Raw genomic sequence first — 20,556 nt, 5'->3', positions numbered from 1 at the left:
TTAATGTTGATGATTGTGTAAATTTTGTTTAGATAATTTACTTTCTGCTAAAGCTAAAAAGAGAATACCTGAAACAATTAATATTGCACCTATTAACTTGAATAATGTAATAGGTTCGTGAAATAACCAGATTGAAACAATCATAACTGTCACAACTTCAAAATGTGATGCAGCAAAAGCAGGGCCTACAGGTGCTTTTTTTAATAATGTCATCCAAGTGAAGAAAGTAAGAATATATCCTACTATTGAAATATAAATCCAAGGATTGGTAAATACTCGGATTAACCATTGAATACTCATTTCTAATGGTTGAGCTTCGATAGCCGTTAATTTAAAACTACATTGCGCAATTGTGTCAAAAAAGAGCAATACAGAAAATCCAATTAAATAAAATCTAGCCATATTAAGACATTCCTACAAAAATGACACCAGCTGTGATTAATAGCATCCCAATTAAGCGATAAATGGTTAGTAATTCTTTAAAAATAATTCGACCAACTAACATAATCGTAATGATATTAAATGAAGCAAGTAATACGCCTTGAGAAAGAGGGACTAAGGTTAAAAAGGCTAGCCATAATAAAAATTCAGCAATATAAGATATAACACCAACCCAAATCCACTTATTTTTCGATAAATCTAGCCAGTAGTACCAACCATCGCGATTATTTGGCGCGATGGCTGCAAATTTAAAAGCGACTTGTCCTAGCGTATCAAAACAGATATTACTAATCCAAAGTATAATAACTAATGGTGACATTATGCTTTTATTCCTTCTGCGATATTATCAAAGAACGATGCACACTCTTTGATCACTTCACGGCGTTGGCTGTCAATAGTAATTAAATGATAACTATCATTTAAGACCACTAATTTTGTTGAGCCTGATACCGATTTTTCAACCAATTTGGCATTAGTTTCTATATTGGCGATATCATCATTGCCTGAATGCATAATTAAACAAGGCGAAATTACTTTAGGTAATTGTTTGCGCATCTCTTTTGCCAATAACTGCATTTCGGCAAGTGCAGGAAACGGGTTACCAGCAAGCCCTGCTGATGCCGCATCGCCACTTAACATGCTTTCGGACACTACTGCGCGAATGCGTTCATCTTTAAGTCCATAGGGTGGTTTTTCAATGAAAACCTTTTTTTGAAAAATACCCAATTTTTTAAAATAGACTAATAAGAAGAAAAGTTTTTTTGCCCAAAATGGCATACTCCAACCATCATAACAAAATGTGGGGGCTAAAACGCCAACACCTTTAATTTGTTCAGGTCTATCGGCAGCAAGTTTTAGTGCAAGTAGCGCACCCATTGATAATCCAGCAACAAAAACATTATCTACATGCTGTGCTAAATAATCTGCGCCATCTTGTACGCTTTTATACCAATCTTGCCATGTTGTTTTACACAGATCTTCTTCAGTACCACAATGCCCAGCTAATTGGATTGCATAGACAGTAAATCCAGCTTTATTTAATCCATTAGCTAAAATGCGCATTTCATTAGGGGTACCAGTTAAACCATGAATCAAAAGTACGCCATTTTTGTTACCTGGTAGAAAGTAAGATAAATCTTGAATTGTACTCATTAATATTCCTTTATTTTACCATCATGACAGGGATAACGGCATGTTGTGCCCGTTTTAATGCCGAGGTTACATCTGCGAAACTAGTAATCTTACAATGTTCAATTTTATTTTTTTCACAATAATTAACTAACTTGTCTTTGGCAAAAACGAAATCAACATTATGTGATACGCAATAGTCTGATGTACCGTCACCAACATATAATATTTGCGAAAAGTGCTGTTGTTTTTTTACATGATTACATTTGCAATTACCACTTTGCTTAATACAGTCCTTGTTTGCGTAAGGAAACTCAAGGCGCCAGCTGCGTGCGTTATTATGCATTAATTTATTAGCAAAAATTGGTAAATGTTCAATACCATGACGTTTTAAAATAAACTCAATGGCATAATCTAAACCGTCGCTGACCACATGAACGGGAATATTGTTCTGTTCTGTATAATGAATAAAAGCTTTAAAATCCGGGTCTATTTCAATTTGTGATAAAACTTGATTGAGTTCATCTAAGCTTGCATCCATTAATGCAATTTGTTTACTCATACATTCTTGAGAGCCAATTTTACCGTTAACCCACAATTCTTCAAGCTCATCACAACCATTTTGACCAAAGTGGCTTAGTAAAGTATCGGTGACATCTTTAACACTAATCGTACCATCAAAATCACACAAAACAATTGGCGTGTGATTTTGTGGATAAGATGGATGAAAAAGATGGTTCGCTATTGATGAAAAAGTATTCATTTTGATAAAAAATAGTCTATTTATAGATATTGGCGTAAATTCTCTCATAGAGTTGCTATAAACTTTGTAGCCTCTTTGTATATATTTTGTAACGGGAAAAAAATTATCTGTATAATGAGGTATCTCTAGGTACAAGCTACAGTAATCGAGAACAGATAATGAGTGAACGTATATTAATCATTGAAGATGATCAGCGCTTAGCTAATTTAATTCAAGTTTATCTAATTCGGCAAGGATATCTTGTTGAATGGCATAATAGTGGAGAAGGGGCAGAAGAAAAGATTCAACAACTTAATCCCGATCTAGTTATTTTAGATGTAATGTTACCTGTAAAAACAGGTTTTGATATTTGTCGAGATATTCGTACATGGTTTAGTAATTTTATACTGATCATGACAGCAAGTGAAGATAATATTGATGAAATTGTTGGGCTTGAATTGGGAGCGGATGATTATTTAGCAAAACCAGTTGAACCCAGATTATTATTAGCGCGAATACGAGCTTTATTACGACGGAAACAGATAGAAACCGACAAAGACAATACGAAAGAGTTTGTTTTACCACAGAATAATAAAACTTTAATATTTGATAATCTAGTCATAGACGGTGAAAACCGAAAAGTACTCTTGCACGAGCAAGAAATTGATTTAACTACTGCCGAATTCGATCTGCTATGGTTGCTTGCTTATAATGCGGGAACTATTCTTTCTCGAGATGATATTTTTTCTCAAGTAAGAGGGATCGATTTTGATGGTAGCGATCGTTCTATTGATGCTCGTGTTTCAAGACTTCGTCGTAAATTACTCGATGATCCAGATAATCCGTCTCGCATAAAAACAGTGCGAGGAAAAGGCTACTTATTTATGCGAGAAGGAGAAAATCATTGAGTCAATTATTAGCCAAGCCGCTATTTTTTAATCGCCGTATTGTATTTTATCTAGTTATTTTACTTTTATTGCAAAGTATTATTGCTTATGGTGCTTTATTGGTTTTTGATTCATTACCTTCATCATTAACCGATATGCCAGATGATCATGTTGTATTTCGTGAATCTCAACGAGGTACAGTGAATCTGATTCGTATGCAAATTAAAGAACATAAAGATCGACCCCTTCAAGAAGTGGTTAATGAATTGCAACCTTATTTTGGCTACCCTATCGAAGTGTTACCAATTAACACACCGTTACCTGATACTGTGCTTAACGAGTTAAAAAAACTTGGTTTTTCTTATGATGGTGATAATGAGATTGTTTATATAGATTTAAAAGATGGCAATTTGCTTCAATTAGGCCCGATTGTAATGCGGGATATTTTGGCATCCAATACCATGTCGTTGACCATCTTTCTTGTTATTTGGGCTTTGTTTAGTGCTATTGTTTTTTTTATTTTAATTTATATGGCTTTTAGTGCCGTATGGAAGGATCTAGTTAATATCAGACAAACCGCCGAGCAGTTAGGGCAAGGTAATTTAAAAGCCCGAACCGAAAATGTTAAAGGTTGGTTATTTAAGCCGCTAGCAAATGTTTTAAATAATATGGGAACGCATATTGAACATCTAGTTGGTACCAATCAAACAATCTCTCATGCGATGGCTCATGAATTACGTACACCTCTTGCCCGTATGCGATTTGAACTTAGTATGCTTGAAGAGTCAACCGATGAAAAAGAGAGATTTTTGCTACAAAAAGGCATGAGTGATGATATTAATGAACTTGAGACATTAATCAATGCTAGTTTAAATTACTTTAAAATTCAGCAAAGCAATGTTGAATTAAACTTCACGAGGGTATCATTAAAACAGTGGAGTGAAAAAGTTTGCCAATCCCTAACATTATTTAAACCAAAAGGATTTGAACTAACTTGTAATAGCCAAGATGCATATGCAATGATTGATACTAATTTAGTTGAAACCATAGTTAAAAATTTGTTACTAAATGCTTTTAAGTATGCAGCACATAAAGCAGTTTTGAATATCACAAAACAAGAAAATCGAGTCATTCTTGAAATCGATGATGATGGTGTGGGCATTCCCTTTGATGCACGTGAAAAGATTTTTATGCCTTTTGCCAGACTTGATACGAGCCGAACTCGCTCAACTGGAGGTTATGGACTCGGTTTAGCTTATGTAAAACTAATGGCAGAATTTCATAATGGTAAAGCCTTTGTTGTCACTAGCCCACTAGGTGGAGCAAGATTTGTGGTTTCATTGAAATCGGGTGATGAATAAAAATAATTAGTTGTATTTTTAGCGAAAACCGTCAGGTAGAGCTTTTATTTTGTTTAATTTTTTATTTTTGTATTTTTGCTAAAAAGATATGTTTTTTAGTTAAAAATAGCAGGGTTTAATCAAAGATTAATTTTGTCGATGTGAATCGTTTGTTTTCCATTTCAGAAATAAGAAAAATTTGTTATATTCATTACATAATAAGCAATAATATAGCAAATATTCTCAATTTGTTATTAATAAATATATCACCAGAGGTTTTTTTATGAGCGGTTCATTACCGAGCGAAACAGATAATCGTCCATCTAATTTTATTCGCCAAATTATTGATGCTGATTTAGCAGCAGGAAAATATAAAACTACGCACACACGTTTTCCTCCAGAGCCTAATGGTTATTTACATATTGGTCATGCTAAATCAATATGTTTAAATTTCGGTATTGCGCAAGATTATAAAGGTAAATGTAATTTACGTTTTGACGATACCAATCCGACTAAAGAAGATATAGAGTATGTTGAGTCGATTAAAGAAGATGTCCGTTGGTTAGGGTTTGAATGGGATGGCGAAATTTGTTACTCATCTGACTATTTCGACCAATTATATGAATATGCTATTGAGCTAATCAATAAAGGACTTGCTTATGTTGATGAGCTTTCAGCTGATGAAATCCGTGAATATCGAGGAACACTTACTCAGCCGGGTAAAAATAGCCCTTATCGTGATCGTAGCATCGATGAAAATTTAGCGCTTTTTACCCAAATGAAAGAGGGAAAATTTGCCGAAGGAAAAGCATGTCTGCGTGCTAAAATTGACATGGCATCACCATTTATTGTGATGCGAGATCCAGTATTATATCGTATTAAATTTGCAGAACATCACCAAACAGGTAATAAATGGTGTATTTATCCAATGTACGATTTCACCCACTGTATTTCAGATGCGATTGAAAATATTACCCATTCACTTTGTACACTTGAATTCCAAGACAATCGCCGTTTATACGACTGGGTATTAGATAATATTACAATCGAGGCACGGCCTCATCAGTATGAATTTTCAAGATTAAATCTTGAATATGCGATTACTTCAAAACGTAAATTAAATTTACTTGTGTCAGAAAAGATTGTTGATGGTTGGGATGATCCGCGTATGCCGACTGTTTCAGGCTTACGTCGTCGTGGTTATACACCAGCTTCGATCCGTGAATTTTGTCGTCGAATTGGTGTGACAAAACAAGAAAATACCGTAGAAATGAGTACTCTTGAGTTTTGTATTCGCGAAGATCTTAACGAAAATGCGCCTCGTGCTATGGCGGTGCTCGATCCGGTTAAAGTTGTCATTGAAAACTTCTCGGATACTATTGATGAAGTGCTTAATATGCCAAATCATCCAAATCGTCCTGAACTGGGTCATAGAGAAGTCACTTTCACTCGTGAAATATATATTGATCGTGCAGATTTTAGAGAAGAAGCCAATAAAAATTACAAACGTTTAGTATTAGGTAAAGAAGTGCGATTGCGTAATGCCTATGTGATTCGAGCAAATCGAGTAGAAAAAGATGCCGAAGGTAATATTCAAACGATTTATTGTAGTTATGATCCAGCAACCTTAAATAAAAATCCTGAAGATGGCCGTAAAGTCAAAGGTGTAATTCATTGGGTTTCAGCTAAATTTGCAAAACCAGCCGAAATTCGCCTGTATGATCGTCTATTTAATACGCCAAATCCAGGTGCAGCAGAGGACTTTTTATCAACCATTAATCCTACCTCGTTAGTGATTAAGCAAGGTATTGTTGAACCAAGTTTACAAAAAGCTCAAGCGGGGCAAGCTTATCAATTTGAACGAGAAGGTTATTTCTGTTTAGATAGCAAATTTGCAACTGAAGATAAGCTAGTGTTTAATCGAACCGTAGGGTTAAGAGATAGCTGGAACGAAGCGTAATTTAATATGCTACCATTCGCCGGCTTAAGTCGGCGAATGTTCGTTACCACAATGACTTAAGCCAAAATTAAAGCCTTTTATTGTCTCTATCATCTTATCTAATTAAAAATTATCAGTATTTAGATGTGTGGTGCACTCAATGGAGTAAATTTCTATTAAGTGCTTCTTTCTAGTCATTTTTATATTTTAGCTTTCATTTTTATGACTTTTTAACTTCGTTAAGTAATTTTAATGCAATAATAATTAATATGATAGCGCCAATAACTAAGCTACCCCAAATTAACCATTTAGGTAAAATTGAATCTCTTGTCGGATCATTATTTGCTTGGGATAATACTTTTTGACCTGCTAGTTTAATATTTTCACCAACAAAGGCTTGTGGTACATCAACTACAGATATTGAATCTGAAAGTAATGCTTTTTCACTTAACGATGCAGACATTGCTTTTGCTGATCCCCAGGCTAGAATGAAGGGACCATTATTGGCGCTATTAAAAACAACACTCATGCGATTGCGGTAAGCTGTTAGTTGTGGTGCTTCATCAAAGCTTGCGTTGATGGCTTTAATTTTTAATTGTTTAATAATTAATCCAGCACTGATATGTTGGCTATGATCATTGCTATCTAAGTTTCGAATAATATAGTCATCAAGTTTATGCCATGTTTTATCTTTGTCATCGGTTTTATAATAGATGCTAGTAGGTAAAACCATACGTGGGTTTTGTAGCTTAATTGATAACTCTCTAACTGGTTGAGGTGATGGTAACTGATAAGTTGCTTCTTGACCATCTGATGATATTAGTTCGAAGTTAATTGGGAAAAGAGCTAATTTTGGTGTTTCTTTTCTTGAAGTAAATTCAATTTTTTCGGCGTTAGGAATAGTGGATTGATCTGACTTTAATAATAAAATCCAATAGCGTGCTTTGTAATTAGTGTTTGTTGGTATATCAATTGTATTTACTCTAAGTGACTGATTACTATTGTTATCAGTCAAAGACATCATTGGAACATTATTGAGTGCAGTTTGCCAATTACTTAAATCTTGGCTATAAAGCAATTTGGCGGATGCTTGCCAATTTTGACTTTCAGTTACATCAAAATCAATGGATAAACGACTTATGGCTTGTTCTAACTTAACATTTTCGGGAATTTGCAATAAATACCTTGCGTTATAGCCTCCTTGGCTATTTGCTTTATCGAGATAGATTTGAACATCTTTATTGTTGATATTGATATTATACTGTTCAATCGCCATTTTGCTTTGATCTTCATCTTTGTTTTCATTTAACGCGTAAATGGCTACTGGGAAAGTTTGATTATTATCACTTTGCTGATAAACATTGACTAATGCATAAGGTACAGGCTGACCTTTTTGGTTAAAAATGCGAATATCATCTAATGAACTTGATAATGTTTGTGTATAAACATCATGAGTCAGTTCTATTCGGCTATACATGCTAGTATCGTTGGAGATATCAATCATGGCACCATAGGCATACTGATTAGTTTTGTCTATCGCTTGGCTAAATCCACTTATTAATAACAGCGAACTCAATAAAAATTTTTTCATAATTTTTTATCCATAATAATCAATAACATTCATGAATTTTTATTTATTGTTATATTAAACTGAATGATATTATCAGAATGATTTCTGAAAACGTCATTGTTAAACTTAAACCTATTTTTTTATAGTGTATTTATTCATCAGTATCACCATTTTTTAACTTAGGCGGTAATGGTGCTAGATATCCAATTAACAGCATTAATAACGCAACACCAATAAAGGCAAATGCACGAAGTAATCCATCAAGCTCACGGATATCTACAAAGATTAATTTAATAATAACGATCACTTGAATAAATTCACCGCTATACCATATTTTCCGAAGTGAATAACGGTGTCCAATAGTCACCAATATTACTGCAGTTAACATCCAAAGTAATGATGCAGTCATTTGGACAATATTATTGTGCCATAAAGAATTAGCTGTCCAAGATATGTCAAATATTTGGCTTAAGCAGCGTAAAACGATACTGTTTCCCCAGAAAAAGGTTAAAACAATTAAAGGCACTAGAACCATATTAGGTAATGGTATTTTAAAGTTTGCAAGATTCATTATCCTGCTATTTAGTTGTAAATGGTTTATTGCAAGTTTTAACCAAACGCTAAACATCATTAAAGCAAAGATTGCACTTTCTTCAAGTGGATTAATGATAGGAACATAATTCCAATAAATGATTTGACCACTCATACCAAGCCCAATTATTAAATAAAATCCTAAATAGATAACAATAGGTAATAAGCCTATCATCCAATAAGATTTAATTAATGATATTGTGGTCATAATTTGGCGTTTAATCAGTGTATAAAATAGCAGAATAATGCTGCTAGCAATAGTTGCAGTTACACTCCATTTTATTACTTCGTATCCCCATGGTAATTGATTAAGTAAATGAGTAGATTCTCGTGTTATCCAGTATAAAATCATCCAAAATAAACTGATGTGTAACATATCAAATAAACGATAAGTATTTTGTTTATTTATTTTAAAACTACGATTTACAATACTGTTTGTGATAAGTGCCTTTCCAATATGTAAATAATAGTAAGCACTAACAAAGGCTATGACCCAAACCACGTTCCAAATGCCAGAGTTTAATAAATAGCAGGATTCGGCATAACTTTTAAACAAAGCTAGTAATATCATTAGCCATAAGGTTAACCCAGAATAACAGAGCTGATGCCAATTGATTTTTTTCCCAACGATATACCATAGCCATGAAGAAAAAGTGAAGCATAATAAAATTGGTAATACTTTTGATGTTGTATTGTCAATATGTAAATGAACACTTGATAAAATCCAGATTACCCAAAATATAACAGCAACAGCGATAAACATCGTTTTAAGTAAATTATTTGTATTAATTCTACAACCATAGCAATGCCATAAACAGGCATTCACTAGCAAAATGGCACTTATAATACCAAGTAGTAGTGTAAGTGAGCTCGGATTTAATTGTTCATATTCGAAAGATATACAAGCGGAAACAATACCAAATAATGTAATTGCGACACCTAATAAAGCAGTACGATAATGTTTTTGCGAAAGCATAATCCAACTTAATGCTGTTCCTTCAAATAACCAAATTGTGGCAGTCCAATTGGCACTAAAGGCAAGTGGAATAGCCAACGTACTAAATGATAGACCAATGGCCAAGCCATAAAGCGAGATTTTTTTTGCTGAAGATTTCAATAAGCGCAGAATGAAATAAGAGCCAAAAATATAAAATAGACCAAATGCCAATGATGAAAATGCAGGTCCGAATTCCCACTGATTGGTAATAGAATATTGTAATGCAAAACCAGATAACGGTGTGCCAAATAGTAAAATTAAATCAATAGCATTTTGATTATGTTCTTTATTAAAACATCGAACCGAGAATAAAACAGCTAAAATACCATAAATTAACATATTAGCGATGATAAATATTTGGCATTCAATGTAAAACTCAGGGCAAAAATTACTCATTCCCCATAGTAGAGATATTACAAAGGTGAATAAAAATCCTAATAAATTAAGTATTCGCCAAGACTGCCAGATGCTAACAACTAAAATAGCACTGGAAATCATCAAATAATAACTAAATAAAGCAATATGATTGTCTGAACCATTGGATAGTAAAATCGGTGTCACATAACCGCCGATACTGGCCATAATTGCTAAGCTCATAGCTCTTTGCAAAATGGAAAATAAAATGCTTGTTGAGCAAATGATTAACAAAATAGTAAACGTCATTAACATAGGTACAAGTTCGTATAACCTATAGGCGGCAAATATGGTCAGATATAAAACAGCAAAGGCACCGCCTTGTAGTATTAAGGCGTAGATTTCTCGTTTATGTCTTAATTTCCAACCGATTCCTAACAAAACAAAACCTAATACTAAGGTTCCTAAGATCCTGATCTCAGGTGAAATATAATCATGTTCAATACTGTATTTAAATAGATAGGTTAGACCTAAAAATAAGATCACAATAGCAATTTTGGCAATTACATTGCCTTTAATTAACCAATTAAAAAAAATAAATAACGGATTGGGTTCAGTACTTGTAACTGGTCTGTATTGTGGGTTAAATGGATCTGTTGTTTGTGATGTAGTTTCATCAAGATTGATTTTTTCTTGTTCTGGAGTTTCTATCGCCAGAGATTCGCTAACTAATGTTGGTAACTCTTCTTCCTGACTGAGTTCTTGATATTGAGAATCGGGTTGTTCTACTGTTACTGAATCAAGTTGCATATTTTCTTGTAACAGGGCGGGGGCATTTTTCTCATTAAGTTGCAAAAGTCCATCGTTTAAATGGTTATTATTAGCTGCACAAGGTAAAGAAATTTCGGTTGGAGGCTCTATTTGAACAGCAATATCCGCTGTTTCTTCAGTAGTATTGCAATTTGAATATTCAAATTGCGAATTAGTATTATCGTGCTCAATATCCTCTTTTTCATCTGAATTTTCTGAATAATTAATTGGCTCGGACGTCGTTTTATGAATTAAATTGGAATTTTCTTCTAACTCAACCGAGCTATTTTGCTGATAAAGTTGTTCTTTGAGTGATAAAAGGGTTTCTTGTACCTCTGTTAACTGAATTCTTAACCGGACAATTTGATCTTTCAAACTAGAAAGATTAATAAATGCCACTATAATTATTACTACTGCGAAGAATAAGAAATAAAAAAGAAATTCCATACCAATTTTTCCTTATATTTTTTATTTCATGATCACTTATTTGTTTTTATCGTTAATTAAAATATTAAGTTAGTATTTTGCTGATGAACAGTAAATCAGTAATTAATCAATAAATCAATATGTTTGAATAAACTATCATTAGAGTAACTTGATAATAATTTGTTTTTTTATTTAGAATTTTAGTTAATTGAAATTTCTTTGCTAAAATTTAACAGTTAAATGAAATATAAAAGCTCTAGTACTAAATATCTTATAAATGCTTGAGTTTACTAAAAACGCTTAAATAGAAAATTCAATAAAATCAATACTCTACCTGAATGATTTTAGAGTAAAAAACTTTTTCATAATACTGCAAGGTCAATATACCTACCTTATTCCTGTATCAAAATATCCTAACCCTCATACTTAATTCATTTCACTTACCAAAATAGATCCAATTCTTAGTAAAAAAAATTATATATCATATTGATTTTATTTTTCTTTTTGGTTATTTCTTTTGGTTAAAAAACAGAATTTTTATCTATCTCCTGATTAACTGTATTTAATATAGCCACATCGTGCGCTTTCTTTTATAATATTGTCTTATTTCTTCTCTATTTTTAGCTTAAAAAGAGTAATTTTTATGAAAATTTTAGCTGGCTGCTCTGCGTTATCTCCATTTCGTATTAGTAAAATCTTATCTGCTTGTTGTAAGAAATCTATCCCTGTTATCAATATTGAAGCCCAATACCTGCATTTTATTGATTTGGCAGGCGAATTGACGGCTGAACAACAGTTAACGTTAGATAAATTATTACAATACGGTCCAAAAAATGCACAAATCAATGTTAAACAAACGGCTAGCAAGCAACTCTTTTTAGTGGCGCCAAGAGTGGGAACGATTTCGCCTTGGTCATCAAAAGCAACTGATATTGTACATAATTGCGGTTTACCACAGATTCGCCGTATTGAGAGGGGGATTGCTTATTATGTGCAAGTAAGTTCAGAATTAACCGATTGGCAAAAAAACGATTTTATAGCATTAATTCATGATCGCATGATGGAAGCAGTCTTTAGCCATGTTGATCAAGCCGAGCAGTTATTTCATGTTGAATCACCTGCGCCAGTGACAACCATTGATTTATTAGGTCAAGGTCGTGCTGCATTAGATGAGGCTAATCTTAAATTAGGTTTGGCGTTAGCATCTGATGAGATTGATTATTTAGTTGAGAACTTTAAAAAACTAAATCGTAATCCTACTGATATTGAACTTTATATGTTTGCACAAGCCAATTCCGAGCATTGTCGTCACAAGATTTTTAATGCCGATTGGGTTATTGATGGGGTAAAGCAGCCTAAATCACTGTTTAAGATGATCAAAAATACTTTTGAACACACTCCTGATTATGTTTCGTCCGCTTATAAGGATAATGCCGCAGTGATGGACGGTTCAATCGTTGGGCGCTTTTTTGCGGATAATGAGAATAAAACCTACTGCTATCATCAAGAATATGCAGATATTTTAATGAAAGTTGAAACACATAATCATCCAACAGCAATATCACCTTGGCCGGGTGCGGCAACGGGCAGTGGAGGTGAGATTCGTGATGAAGGTGCAACTGGTCGAGGTGCTAAACCTAAAGCTGGTTTAGTAGGGTTTTCAGTTTCTAATTTACGTATTCCTAATTTTGAACAACCTTGGGAGCAAAATTTTGGTAAGCCTGATCGCATTGTGAGCGCCTTTGATATTATGATGGATGGCCCTTTAGGTGGTGCGGCGTTTAATAATGAATTTGGGCGTCCAGCTTTATTAGGGTATTTCCGTACTTATGAAGAAAAGGTTAATAGCCATAATGGCGAGGAGCTTCGAGGTTATCATAAACCGATTATGTTAGCTGGTGGTATGGGTAATATTCGCCGTGAACATATCCAAAAAGGTGAGTTTCCAGCTGGCTCTAAACTGATTGTTTTAGGTGGTCCTGCTATGAATATTGGCTTAGGTGGCGGGGCGGCTTCGTCTATGGCGTCGGGTCAGTCTGATGCTGATTTGGATTTTGCTTCTGTTCAGCGTGATAATCCTGAAATGGAGCGCCGTTGTCAGGAAGTTATCGATCGCTGTTGGCAACTTGGTGAAAATAATCCTATCTTATTTATTCATGATGTTGGTGCTGGTGGTTTGTCTAATGCAATGCCTGAACTTGTTAGCGATGGTGGGTGTGGTGGTCAATTTGAGCTTCGTAAAATACTTAGCGATGAACCAGGTATGTCACCACTAGAAGTTTGGTGTAATGAATCACAAGAACGTTATGTGCTTGCGATTCATCCCGATAAATTGGCATTATTTGCTGAGCTTTGTCAGCGTGAGCGTGCACCTTATGCGGTGATTGGTCAGGCAACCGCCAATAAGGCGGTTACCTTGCATGATGAGTATTTTAATAATCATCCCATCGATTTGCCATTAGATGTGCTACTTGGTAAAACGCCTAAAATGCAACGTGATGTTAAAACTCACCAAGCACATGGTGATAATTTTTCAACTTCTGAAATTAATTTATATGATGCGGTCAAACGCATTCTACATTTGCCAACCGTTGCCGAAAAGACCTTTTTAATTACCATTGGCGATCGTTCAGTGACGGGGATGGTTGCTCGTGATCAAATGGTCGGGCCTTGGCAAGTACCGGTTGCTGATTGTGCTGTGACTACTGCAAGTTTGGATAGTTATTATGGTGAAGCTATGTCAATTGGTGAACATGCGCCAGTTGCGTTACTTAATTTTGCCGCATCAGCAAGGCTTGCAGTTGGTGAGGCAATTACTAATATTGCCGCAACCAATATCGGTAATATCAAACGGATTAAGCTTTCAGCTAACTGGATGGCGGCGGCAGGACATCCGGGCGAAGATGCTGGTCTTTATGAGGCCGTTAAAGCTATTGGTGAAGAGTTATGCCCAGCTTTAGGGCTTGCTATTCCTGTTGGTAAAGATTCGATGTCCATGAAAACGACATGGCAACAAGATGGTGAGCAACAAACCATGACTTCACCATTATCATTGGTGATTTCGGCATTTGCGCGTGTTGAAGATGTGCGTAAAACAGTGACACCACAATTGCGTACTGATCAGGATAATACTTTATTGTTGGTTGATTTATCGAAAGGCCATCAAGCACTAGGAGCCACCGCACTAGCCCAAGTGTATCGTCATTTAGGGCAAAAAACAGCGGATGTCCATGATCCTAAAGAGCTGCTTGCTTTTTATAATGCGATTCAGGCTTTAGTAAGCCAAAATGCTTTGCTTGCTTATCATGATCGTTCTGATGGTGGACTGTTTGTGACATTGGCCGAAATGGCTTTTGCTGGACATTGTGGTATTGATGTAGATATTGCCTCGTTAGGTCATGATGTGATTGCTTCGTTATTTAATGAAGAATTAGGCGCAGTTATTCAAGTAGCTAATAATCGTTTAGATGATGTGATGGCTTGCTTTAAGCAGTTTGGCTTATCCCATGCGGTTCATGTTCTTGGTAGTGCTAAAACTGGTCAACAAATTATTATGCGTGATAACTCGGCTACAGTATACAGTGAATCACGCTTAACCTTGAGAACATGGTGGGCGCAAACGACATGGCAAATGCAACGTTTACGTGATAATCCTGAATGTGCAGATCAAGAACATCAAGCTAAACAAAATGAAGATGATCCAGGATTAAATGTGCAGCTAACTTTTGATCTGCAAGCCGATATTGCTGCGCCTTATATTGCCAAAGGTACAAAACCTAAAGTGGCCATTTTGCGTGAACAAGGTGTTAACTCGCATGTCGAGATGGCAGCAGCATTTGATAGAGCAGGCTTTCAAGCAATCGATGTACATATGACAGATTTACTTTCTGGTCGAATTACACTTAGTCAATTTAGTACACTGGTTGCTTGTGGTGGCTTCTCTTATGGCGATGTTTTAGGAGCAGGTGAAGGTTGGGCTAAATCTATTTTATTTAATAAAAAAGTGCGTGATGAGTTTGAACGATTCTTCCATCGCAAAGATACTTTATCGTTAGGGGTTTGTAACGGTTGTCAGATGATGTCGAATCTTAAAGATCTAATTCCGGGAGCGGATTTGTGGCCTCGTTTTGTTCGTAATTCGTCAGAACGTTTTGAAGCCCGCTTTAGTTTAGTGCAAATTCAATCAAGCCCTTCGTTGCTATTTACTGATATGGCTGGTTCGCATATGCCAATTGCTGTTTCACATGGGGAAGGACGTGTTGAAGTGGGTGATGATGTTCATCTAAGCCGTTTAGAGGCATCAGGATTAATTGCCGTACGTTATATTGACCATTTTGGCAAAGTAACACAGCAATACCCTGCTAATCCAAATGGTTCGCCAAACGGTATTACTGCAGTGACATCTCAAGATGGGCGGGCAACTATTATGATGCCACATCCAGAACGGGTATTTAGAACAGTAACTAATTCATGGCATCCTGATAACTGGGGTGAAGATAGCCCTTGGATGAGAATATTCCGTAATGCTCGTAAGCAATTAGGTTAAATAAAACAAAGATCGCCGACAATGGTGTCGGCGATATGTTTATTTGTTGAGTAGTTTAAGCAGTAACTGAGTGCTTTTGTCTTTCGATAAGTGGCTGCGCTAAAACGTGCTCCATTTTTCGTAATAGCTCGTCTGTTTCTTCCCAGTTAATACATGCGTCAGTCACAGATACGCCATATTTAAAGTTTTCTGGTAGTTGCTCGGAAGGCTGATTTCCTTCAAATAAGTTACTTTCAATCATTACACCAATAATTGAATTATTGCCTTTTTCTATTTGCTCGATAATGGAATTAGCAACAATAGGTTGATTTCGATAATCTTTATTTGAATTCGCATGGCTACAGTCAACCATTAAGTTAGGTAACAATCCTGCCTTTTTCATTTGTGTTTCGCACAATGCGACATTTTCAGCATCATAATTTGGTGTTTTACCGCCACGCAAAATAACATGTCCATGAGAATTGCCAGTTGTTTGTAAAACCGTTACTTGCCCTTGTTGGTTAATTCCTACAAAACGATGAGGCATAGAGGCTGATTTCATGGCATTAATTGCAACATCTAAACTGCCATCAGTTCCATTTTTAAAACCAACAGGCATTGAAAGCCCCGAGGCCATTTCTCGATGCGTTTGTGATTCAGTAGTTCTTGCCCCGATTGCAGACCAACTAATTAAATCGCCAATGTATTGTGGTGTGTTGGGATCTAGTGCTTCAGTTGCAATAGGCAAGCCAATTTGAGTAATATCAAGCAGTAATTTACGGGCTTTTTTTAGTCCATGCTCAATATCAAATGAGCTATCCATGTGAGGATCGTTAATCATACCTTTCCAACCAACAGTGGTTCTTGGTTTTTCAAAATAAACACGCATGACAATAAATAAGTGATCCTTAACTTCGTCTGATAGTCTTTTTAATTTATGCGCATACTCAATTGCAGCAACAGGATCATGAATAGAGCAAGGACCACATACAATAAGTAAGCGGTGATCACGTCGTTCTAAGATATCCACAACAGTTTGGCGTGATAAGGCAATTTGATTTTCTAAATCATGAGAAAGAGGGTAAAGCTGTTTGATTTCTTCAGGTGTGATTAACATATGTTCGTCTCTGATTCGAACATTATTTAAAGTATCTTTTAACATTTTATTTTCCTTGTTAAAATCATTTATATTTTTATATGTAAAATAACAATTACACAAACAATTATTATGTAAACACAAAATTACATAATAGTAAATGGAATTTTTATTATTTATCCAATCATAATTGTTTTATGATTTGTTATTTAATTATAAATTTAGTTTAAAAAGTTAGTGTAATGATAATTTAAGCAAATATTGTAATAAAATGTTTACATCTTTATAGCGGGTTTTTGATGGCTATTTTATGTTATGAAAGCATAATATTCTGCTGATGATAAGGCGTTATTTGGGTTATGTATATTTATTGAAAGTTTTAATGATTACTTTGATATTAAGTGACATAGCTGAAAAATATTTACGCTCTGCTACTTTACCAGCTAACTTAGCCGCATGATTATATATTTTTAGGCAATGTATTAAAACAAGCCAATTTTGTTGTTACCATTCTCCCATTAACAAAAAAAACTATTCAACTATTCACAAAAGAAAAATTAGCTTTAATGAGGCCTTCGGCAATACTTATTAATGATGCCTGTGAAAAATAGTTGATCAACAAGCGCCGCTTGAAGTACTAAAAATAAAACGAGCAAAGCCACAGGACTTGATGCATTTGAAATTGAGCCACTACCTACCAATTCCCCTTTTACGACAAACATTTATAATGTTTTATTATCACCTCAAGTCAGCTCTGCAATGGCTGAAATGTGATATGTGAAGGAAAAAATGTGCTGTTAATAATATCACGCAGCATTAAAAGATGAAAAATTTGCCGATAACTAGACCAACCTTGAAGCTAGCTAACTTGTATTCCATTTTGAATTCACCTATAATGCCTTAATATTGTTTTTTTATTTACAATTCACAATTGGGGCTGATTCTGGATTCGACGGGATTTGCGAAACCCAAGGTGCATGCCGAGGTGCGGTAGGCCTCGTAAATAAACCGCAAAAAAATAGTCGCAAACGACGAAAACTACGCACTAGCAGCTTAATAACCTGTATAGAGCCTTCTCTCCCTAGCCTCCGCTCGTAGGACGGGGATAAAGAGGAGTCAAACCCAAACGAGATCGTGTGGAAGCCTTGCTTGGGGTGGAAGCATTAAACCTAATCAAGCTAGTCTATCAGTAGCGTGTTTGTTCGCAGCGGGTAGATGAAATTCAAAAACAAACTACGCATGTAGTACCGAGGATGTAGAGATTTCGGACGCGGGTTCAACTCCCGCCAGCTCCACCACCACTAAAATAAAAATAATCAACAAAATCAATAAATCATAAAATAAAATCACTGTTTATTTATACATAAAACTGACTTAAAATAGACTATATCAGGACATAAAAATGCACGTGAAATGCACGTGACATTTTTCCAGAGTATTTTATGGCTTCATCTCAACAGTTCACATCCAAAAAATTCAACATAAAATAATTTTAAAAATTCACTTTTGCTCATCATGATAACAATAAACTACACACTACCAATTTACATACGTCAAATGCCCAAAGATTACAAAAATGAAATTACTGGCGAATGCTACATTATCAACAGCGACGACGATCACAATTACGTGTTCTATCAAACGCAGAAAACACTATATGATATCGCCGATTTTGTGATGCTACATGACGCTATTGAGTATTGTAAGTTGAAGATTGATAGTGTGTTTTGTTAGTTTATTTTACTAATTATAATTAATTTCTTAAATGAATTCCCCCCAGTTTTATTAATTAAGATGGGGAAAGGAATTTTATTTAAATCATTGAGTTGAAAGCACAAAGTTGTTTGCTAGTTAAGAAAAACCACTTCTCTTTCGCTCTTTTATGTCATTCATAACAAACATTTTTTCTAAATCAATTTGAAAGTAAAAATGAAATTATTTTTAATAGATAATTTATTTAATCTCCAATAGGTTTCCAACAACAATCTCTAACCACAATCACGTAGTTACCAAAAAAAATATGATAATCATATTTTTTTAACTCTTTTGTAATTTGAGTCATAATAGTTTCGTGCATTCTTTCTCTTTTAGTTATAATATAAAATTGTTTCCAATTTAATGTTATAGCTTCATTTCCATTTTTCCTCATTAAATCATTTAAGTTAGATACTATTGCTTTTACAGATTTTGCCATAATTAAGTCTCCTTTTAATTTAAAGTTGTTTATGATTATTTATATTACAGCATTTTTAGAATAAGTAAACAAAAATCTTGCCGCACCATTAAAACGACCTTAGAAAACGATTGAAGACTAATTACGTTTTACTTAAAATAAAATAGCGAATTGTAAAAAAATAGAATGTTAATCTAATTATTAATCAGAGTTTTTATGATTTATCTCATCTCTATTAAATGGTTATGATGGATATAAGAAATTAAATTTAAAAACAATGACGGTGTGAGAAATCACTTCTTCCTTGTTAATTGTGTTATCGCATTAGACTATTCAAATAAACGTCTTAAAGTATAATAGCCTTTACTTAATCTGACATTCAAGTTATTTTATAACACAAAAGGAGATTCAGAAATGAATCAAACAGCCAAAATCATAGGACTTTTAGAATTAAAGCACAATGCTCACAGACTTTGCCTGCTCAGCGCCCCAACTTGTGCTGGGGCTTTATTCTTTTTTATATTGTCCTTTCAAGCACCATAACCACCTTCTGCTCTCTAAGGATTAAGCGCTAAAAACTAAGGTGTAGTGCAATCAACGTTAGTAAAAAAGGTGCGATCTTGGTTAGAGCCGATGTGGCCCGTATCAATACTGACAGAGTAGGGAAACTGACTGTTACTTTTCACTACCTCAGATGTCCAGGAGCGATAAGTGAAGTCCGCATCAACGTAGTCTTTCATGTTGCCCCACTCCGAGAAAAAACCTCCACCTATTCGACGATGGTAGTTGTTCCCTGATGAATTAGGTGTTGCACCTGCCATAGTATCAGTACGGCTTCTTGCGAACGCATTGGTTAACTCCTTTACCAGTGGTAAACGATAACCCAAACTCTCACACCATTTTTTTTGATCAAAAAAGTTAGCGTGTTGACGTCCCCGATTGACGAACCACTGCCTCAATTCAAATCCATATTTCACCATTACTCGCCCACTAGCATCCTTGCCCTCTAGTACGAAGGTATGTGGTAAATTTGGCTTGTGAATTCCCCCAGGATTCGGGTTTGAATATTCTCTCGAGTTAGGACCATTTAACCATACTCTTACTACAAATTGCCCTTTATCTTTAATCCAATTATCACGCTGATCTGGCCTTGTCCAGTGCGCCGTTACTTTTATTCCATCATACTCAACAGGGGACCAAGTTAATTGGCTTAAATCTTGAACGGATGTATTTAAAATATCAAAGTATAAACCATCTGCCCCCATTGTTGGAAAATTATTTTTGTAAGCTCCTTCATCATTGGCTAAAACTTTGTATCCCCTATCTGGATCCCACTCAGGAGCACCTGCGAAAGAACTTCTACCGGGCTCCAGGTTAGGCCTTACAAAAAGCCAAATCTTCGGCTTCGGCTGCGGCGGTGGCGGTGGCGGCGGTGGCGGTGGCGGCGGCGGCGGCGGCGGCGGTGGCGGCGGCGGCGGTGGCGGTGGCGGTGGCGGTGGTGGTTCTGGTAATGGTGGTAATGAGCTAGATGAAAGTA

At 35.2% G+C, this 20,556-nt stretch carries 14 protein-coding genes, 1 other RNA gene and 1 pseudogene; 7 read left to right on the top strand and 9 right to left on the bottom strand.

Translation table 11 applies throughout. The features are described from left to right. Genes A9G32_RS00075 through A9G32_RS00060 form a run of 4 tightly spaced genes read right to left on the bottom strand, consistent with a single transcriptional unit; the run spans position 1 to position 2,380 of the window. Positions 1-402, bottom strand: coding sequence for a DMT family transporter (locus tag A9G32_RS00075; protein WP_065560840.1), 402 nt, complete (start codon positions 400-402; stop codon positions 1-3). A gap of 1 nt (position 403) precedes the next feature. Then, positions 404-760, bottom strand: coding sequence for an EamA family transporter (locus tag A9G32_RS00070; protein ID WP_034914277.1), 357 nt, complete (start codon positions 758-760; stop codon positions 404-406). Next, entirely contained in the window at positions 760-1,593 is an 834-nt protein-coding gene (locus A9G32_RS00065; RefSeq protein ID WP_065589230.1) for an alpha/beta hydrolase, read from the bottom strand. The genes A9G32_RS00070 and A9G32_RS00065 overlap by 1 nt, the downstream gene beginning before the upstream one ends. 10 nt (positions 1,594-1,603) lie before the next feature. Then, complete coding sequence (locus A9G32_RS00060) at positions 1,604-2,380, bottom strand: MtnX-like HAD-IB family phosphatase (RefSeq protein ID WP_208610438.1); 777 nt, start codon at positions 2,378-2,380, stop codon at positions 1,604-1,606. Positions 2,381-2,490: 110 nt separating this feature from the next. Between A9G32_RS00060 and A9G32_RS00055 the strand changes: the two genes are divergently transcribed. The 3 genes from A9G32_RS00055 to glnS all read left to right on the top strand — a co-directional run bounded on the left by A9G32_RS00055 (position 2,491) and on the right by glnS (position 6,498). Beyond that, positions 2,491-3,219 (top strand): winged helix-turn-helix domain-containing protein, encoded by a 729-nt coding sequence (locus A9G32_RS00055; RefSeq protein ID WP_034914270.1) that lies wholly within the window; start codon positions 2,491-2,493, stop codon positions 3,217-3,219. Next, positions 3,216-4,559 (top strand): ATP-binding protein, encoded by a 1,344-nt coding sequence (locus tag A9G32_RS00050; RefSeq protein WP_065589231.1) that lies wholly within the window; start codon positions 3,216-3,218, stop codon positions 4,557-4,559. The genes A9G32_RS00055 and A9G32_RS00050 overlap by 4 nt, the downstream gene beginning before the upstream one ends. Positions 4,560-4,821: 262 nt before the next feature. Next, positions 4,822-6,498: a glutamine--tRNA ligase gene (gene glnS / locus A9G32_RS00045; protein WP_065589232.1), complete on the top strand. Its 1,677-nt coding sequence runs from the start codon at positions 4,822-4,824 to the stop codon at positions 6,496-6,498. Between the two features lie 199 nt (positions 6,499-6,697). Here glnS and A9G32_RS00040 read toward each other — a convergent pair whose 3' ends face one another. Then, a complete protein-coding gene (locus A9G32_RS00040) occupies positions 6,698-8,068 on the bottom strand; it encodes a DUF3999 family protein (protein ID WP_065589233.1) in 1,371 nt (456 codons plus the stop codon). A gap of 130 nt (positions 8,069-8,198) precedes the next feature. Further along, entirely contained in the window at positions 8,199-11,246 is a 3,048-nt protein-coding gene (locus A9G32_RS00035) for a DUF2339 domain-containing protein (protein ID WP_065589234.1), read from the bottom strand. Positions 11,247-11,868: 622 nt separating this feature from the next. Here A9G32_RS00035 and purL point away from each other — a divergent pair. After that, positions 11,869-15,771: a phosphoribosylformylglycinamidine synthase gene (gene purL / locus A9G32_RS00030; RefSeq protein WP_065589235.1), complete on the top strand. Its 3,903-nt coding sequence runs from the start codon at positions 11,869-11,871 to the stop codon at positions 15,769-15,771. A gap of 55 nt (positions 15,772-15,826) precedes the next feature. On the opposite strand, the gene A9G32_RS00025 is transcribed toward purL, so the two are convergent. Continuing rightward, positions 15,827-16,912 carry a 3-deoxy-7-phosphoheptulonate synthase gene (locus A9G32_RS00025; RefSeq protein ID WP_065589236.1) on the bottom strand — a complete coding sequence of 362 codons (1,086 nt, stop codon included), beginning with the start codon at positions 16,910-16,912 and terminating at the stop codon, positions 15,827-15,829. A 398-nt stretch (positions 16,913-17,310) separates the two neighbouring features. Here A9G32_RS00025 and A9G32_RS13500 point away from each other — a divergent pair, with 398 nt between their 5' ends. Both A9G32_RS13500 and ssrA read left to right on the top strand, forming a co-directional pair. Continuing rightward, positions 17,311-17,457, top strand: a complete 147-nt coding sequence (locus A9G32_RS13500; RefSeq protein ID WP_081296688.1) for an NAD(P)-dependent oxidoreductase — start codon at positions 17,311-17,313, stop codon at positions 17,455-17,457. Positions 17,458-17,779: 322 nt separating this feature from the next. Beyond that, positions 17,780-18,144, top strand: a transfer-messenger RNA (tmRNA) gene (gene ssrA / locus A9G32_RS00020). 659 nt (positions 18,145-18,803) lie between these two features. Here the strand turns inward: ssrA and A9G32_RS00015 are convergent. Further along, positions 18,804-19,040 (bottom strand): hypothetical protein, encoded by a 237-nt coding sequence (locus tag A9G32_RS00015; protein ID WP_065589237.1) that lies wholly within the window; start codon positions 19,038-19,040, stop codon positions 18,804-18,806. Between the two features lie 393 nt (positions 19,041-19,433). Between A9G32_RS00015 and A9G32_RS13315 the strand changes: the two genes are divergently transcribed. Beyond that, on the top strand, positions 19,434-19,562 hold the full coding sequence (locus tag A9G32_RS13315) for a hypothetical protein (RefSeq protein WP_255306786.1): 129 nt from the start codon (positions 19,434-19,436) through the stop codon (positions 19,560-19,562). Between the two features lie 35 nt (positions 19,563-19,597). Here A9G32_RS13315 and A9G32_RS00010 read toward each other — a convergent pair. Beyond that, positions 19,598-20,556: pseudogene (locus tag A9G32_RS00010) on the bottom strand (hypothetical protein); the annotation flags it as partial.

The organism is Gilliamella sp. Gris3-2, assembly GCF_001690345.1.
GTDB lineage: Bacteria > Pseudomonadota > Gammaproteobacteria > Enterobacterales > Orbaceae > Gilliamella > Gilliamella bombi.
The sequence above is the reverse complement of the archived record's forward strand: the minus strand, read 5'-3'. Positions and strand labels throughout refer to the sequence as shown.

Excerpts from the sequence above, each read along its gene's own strand:
- A9G32_RS00025 (WP_065589236.1), bottom strand. The coding sequence starts at position 16,912 with ATGTTAAAAGATACTTTAAATAATGTTCGAATCAGAGACGAACATATG.
- purL (WP_065589235.1), top strand. The coding sequence starts at position 11,869 with ATGAAAATTTTAGCTGGCTGCTCTGCGTTATCTCCATTTCGTATTAGT.
- A9G32_RS13315 (WP_255306786.1), top strand. The coding sequence starts at position 19,434 with ATGAATCAAACAGCCAAAATCATAGGACTTTTAGAATTAAAGCACAAT.
- A9G32_RS00055 (WP_034914270.1), top strand. The coding sequence starts at position 2,491 with ATGAGTGAACGTATATTAATCATTGAAGATGATCAGCGCTTAGCTAAT.
- A9G32_RS00065 (WP_065589230.1), bottom strand. The coding sequence starts at position 1,593 with ATGAGTACAATTCAAGATTTATCTTACTTTCTACCAGGTAACAAAAAT.
- A9G32_RS00070 (WP_034914277.1), bottom strand. The coding sequence starts at position 760 with ATGTCACCATTAGTTATTATACTTTGGATTAGTAATATCTGTTTTGAT.
- A9G32_RS00040 (WP_065589233.1), bottom strand. The coding sequence starts at position 8,068 with ATGAAAAAATTTTTATTGAGTTCGCTGTTATTAATAAGTGGATTTAGC.
- A9G32_RS00035 (WP_065589234.1), bottom strand. The coding sequence starts at position 11,246 with ATGGAATTTCTTTTTTATTTCTTATTCTTCGCAGTAGTAATAATTATA.
- A9G32_RS00075 (WP_065560840.1), bottom strand. The coding sequence starts at position 402 with ATGGCTAGATTTTATTTAATTGGATTTTCTGTATTGCTCTTTTTTGAC.
- glnS (WP_065589232.1), top strand. The coding sequence starts at position 4,822 with ATGAGCGGTTCATTACCGAGCGAAACAGATAATCGTCCATCTAATTTT.
- A9G32_RS00060 (WP_208610438.1), bottom strand. The coding sequence starts at position 2,380 with ATGAGAGAATTTACGCCAATATCTATAAATAGACTATTTTTTATCAAA.
- A9G32_RS00015 (WP_065589237.1), bottom strand. The coding sequence starts at position 19,040 with ATGGCAAAATCTGTAAAAGCAATAGTATCTAACTTAAATGATTTAATG.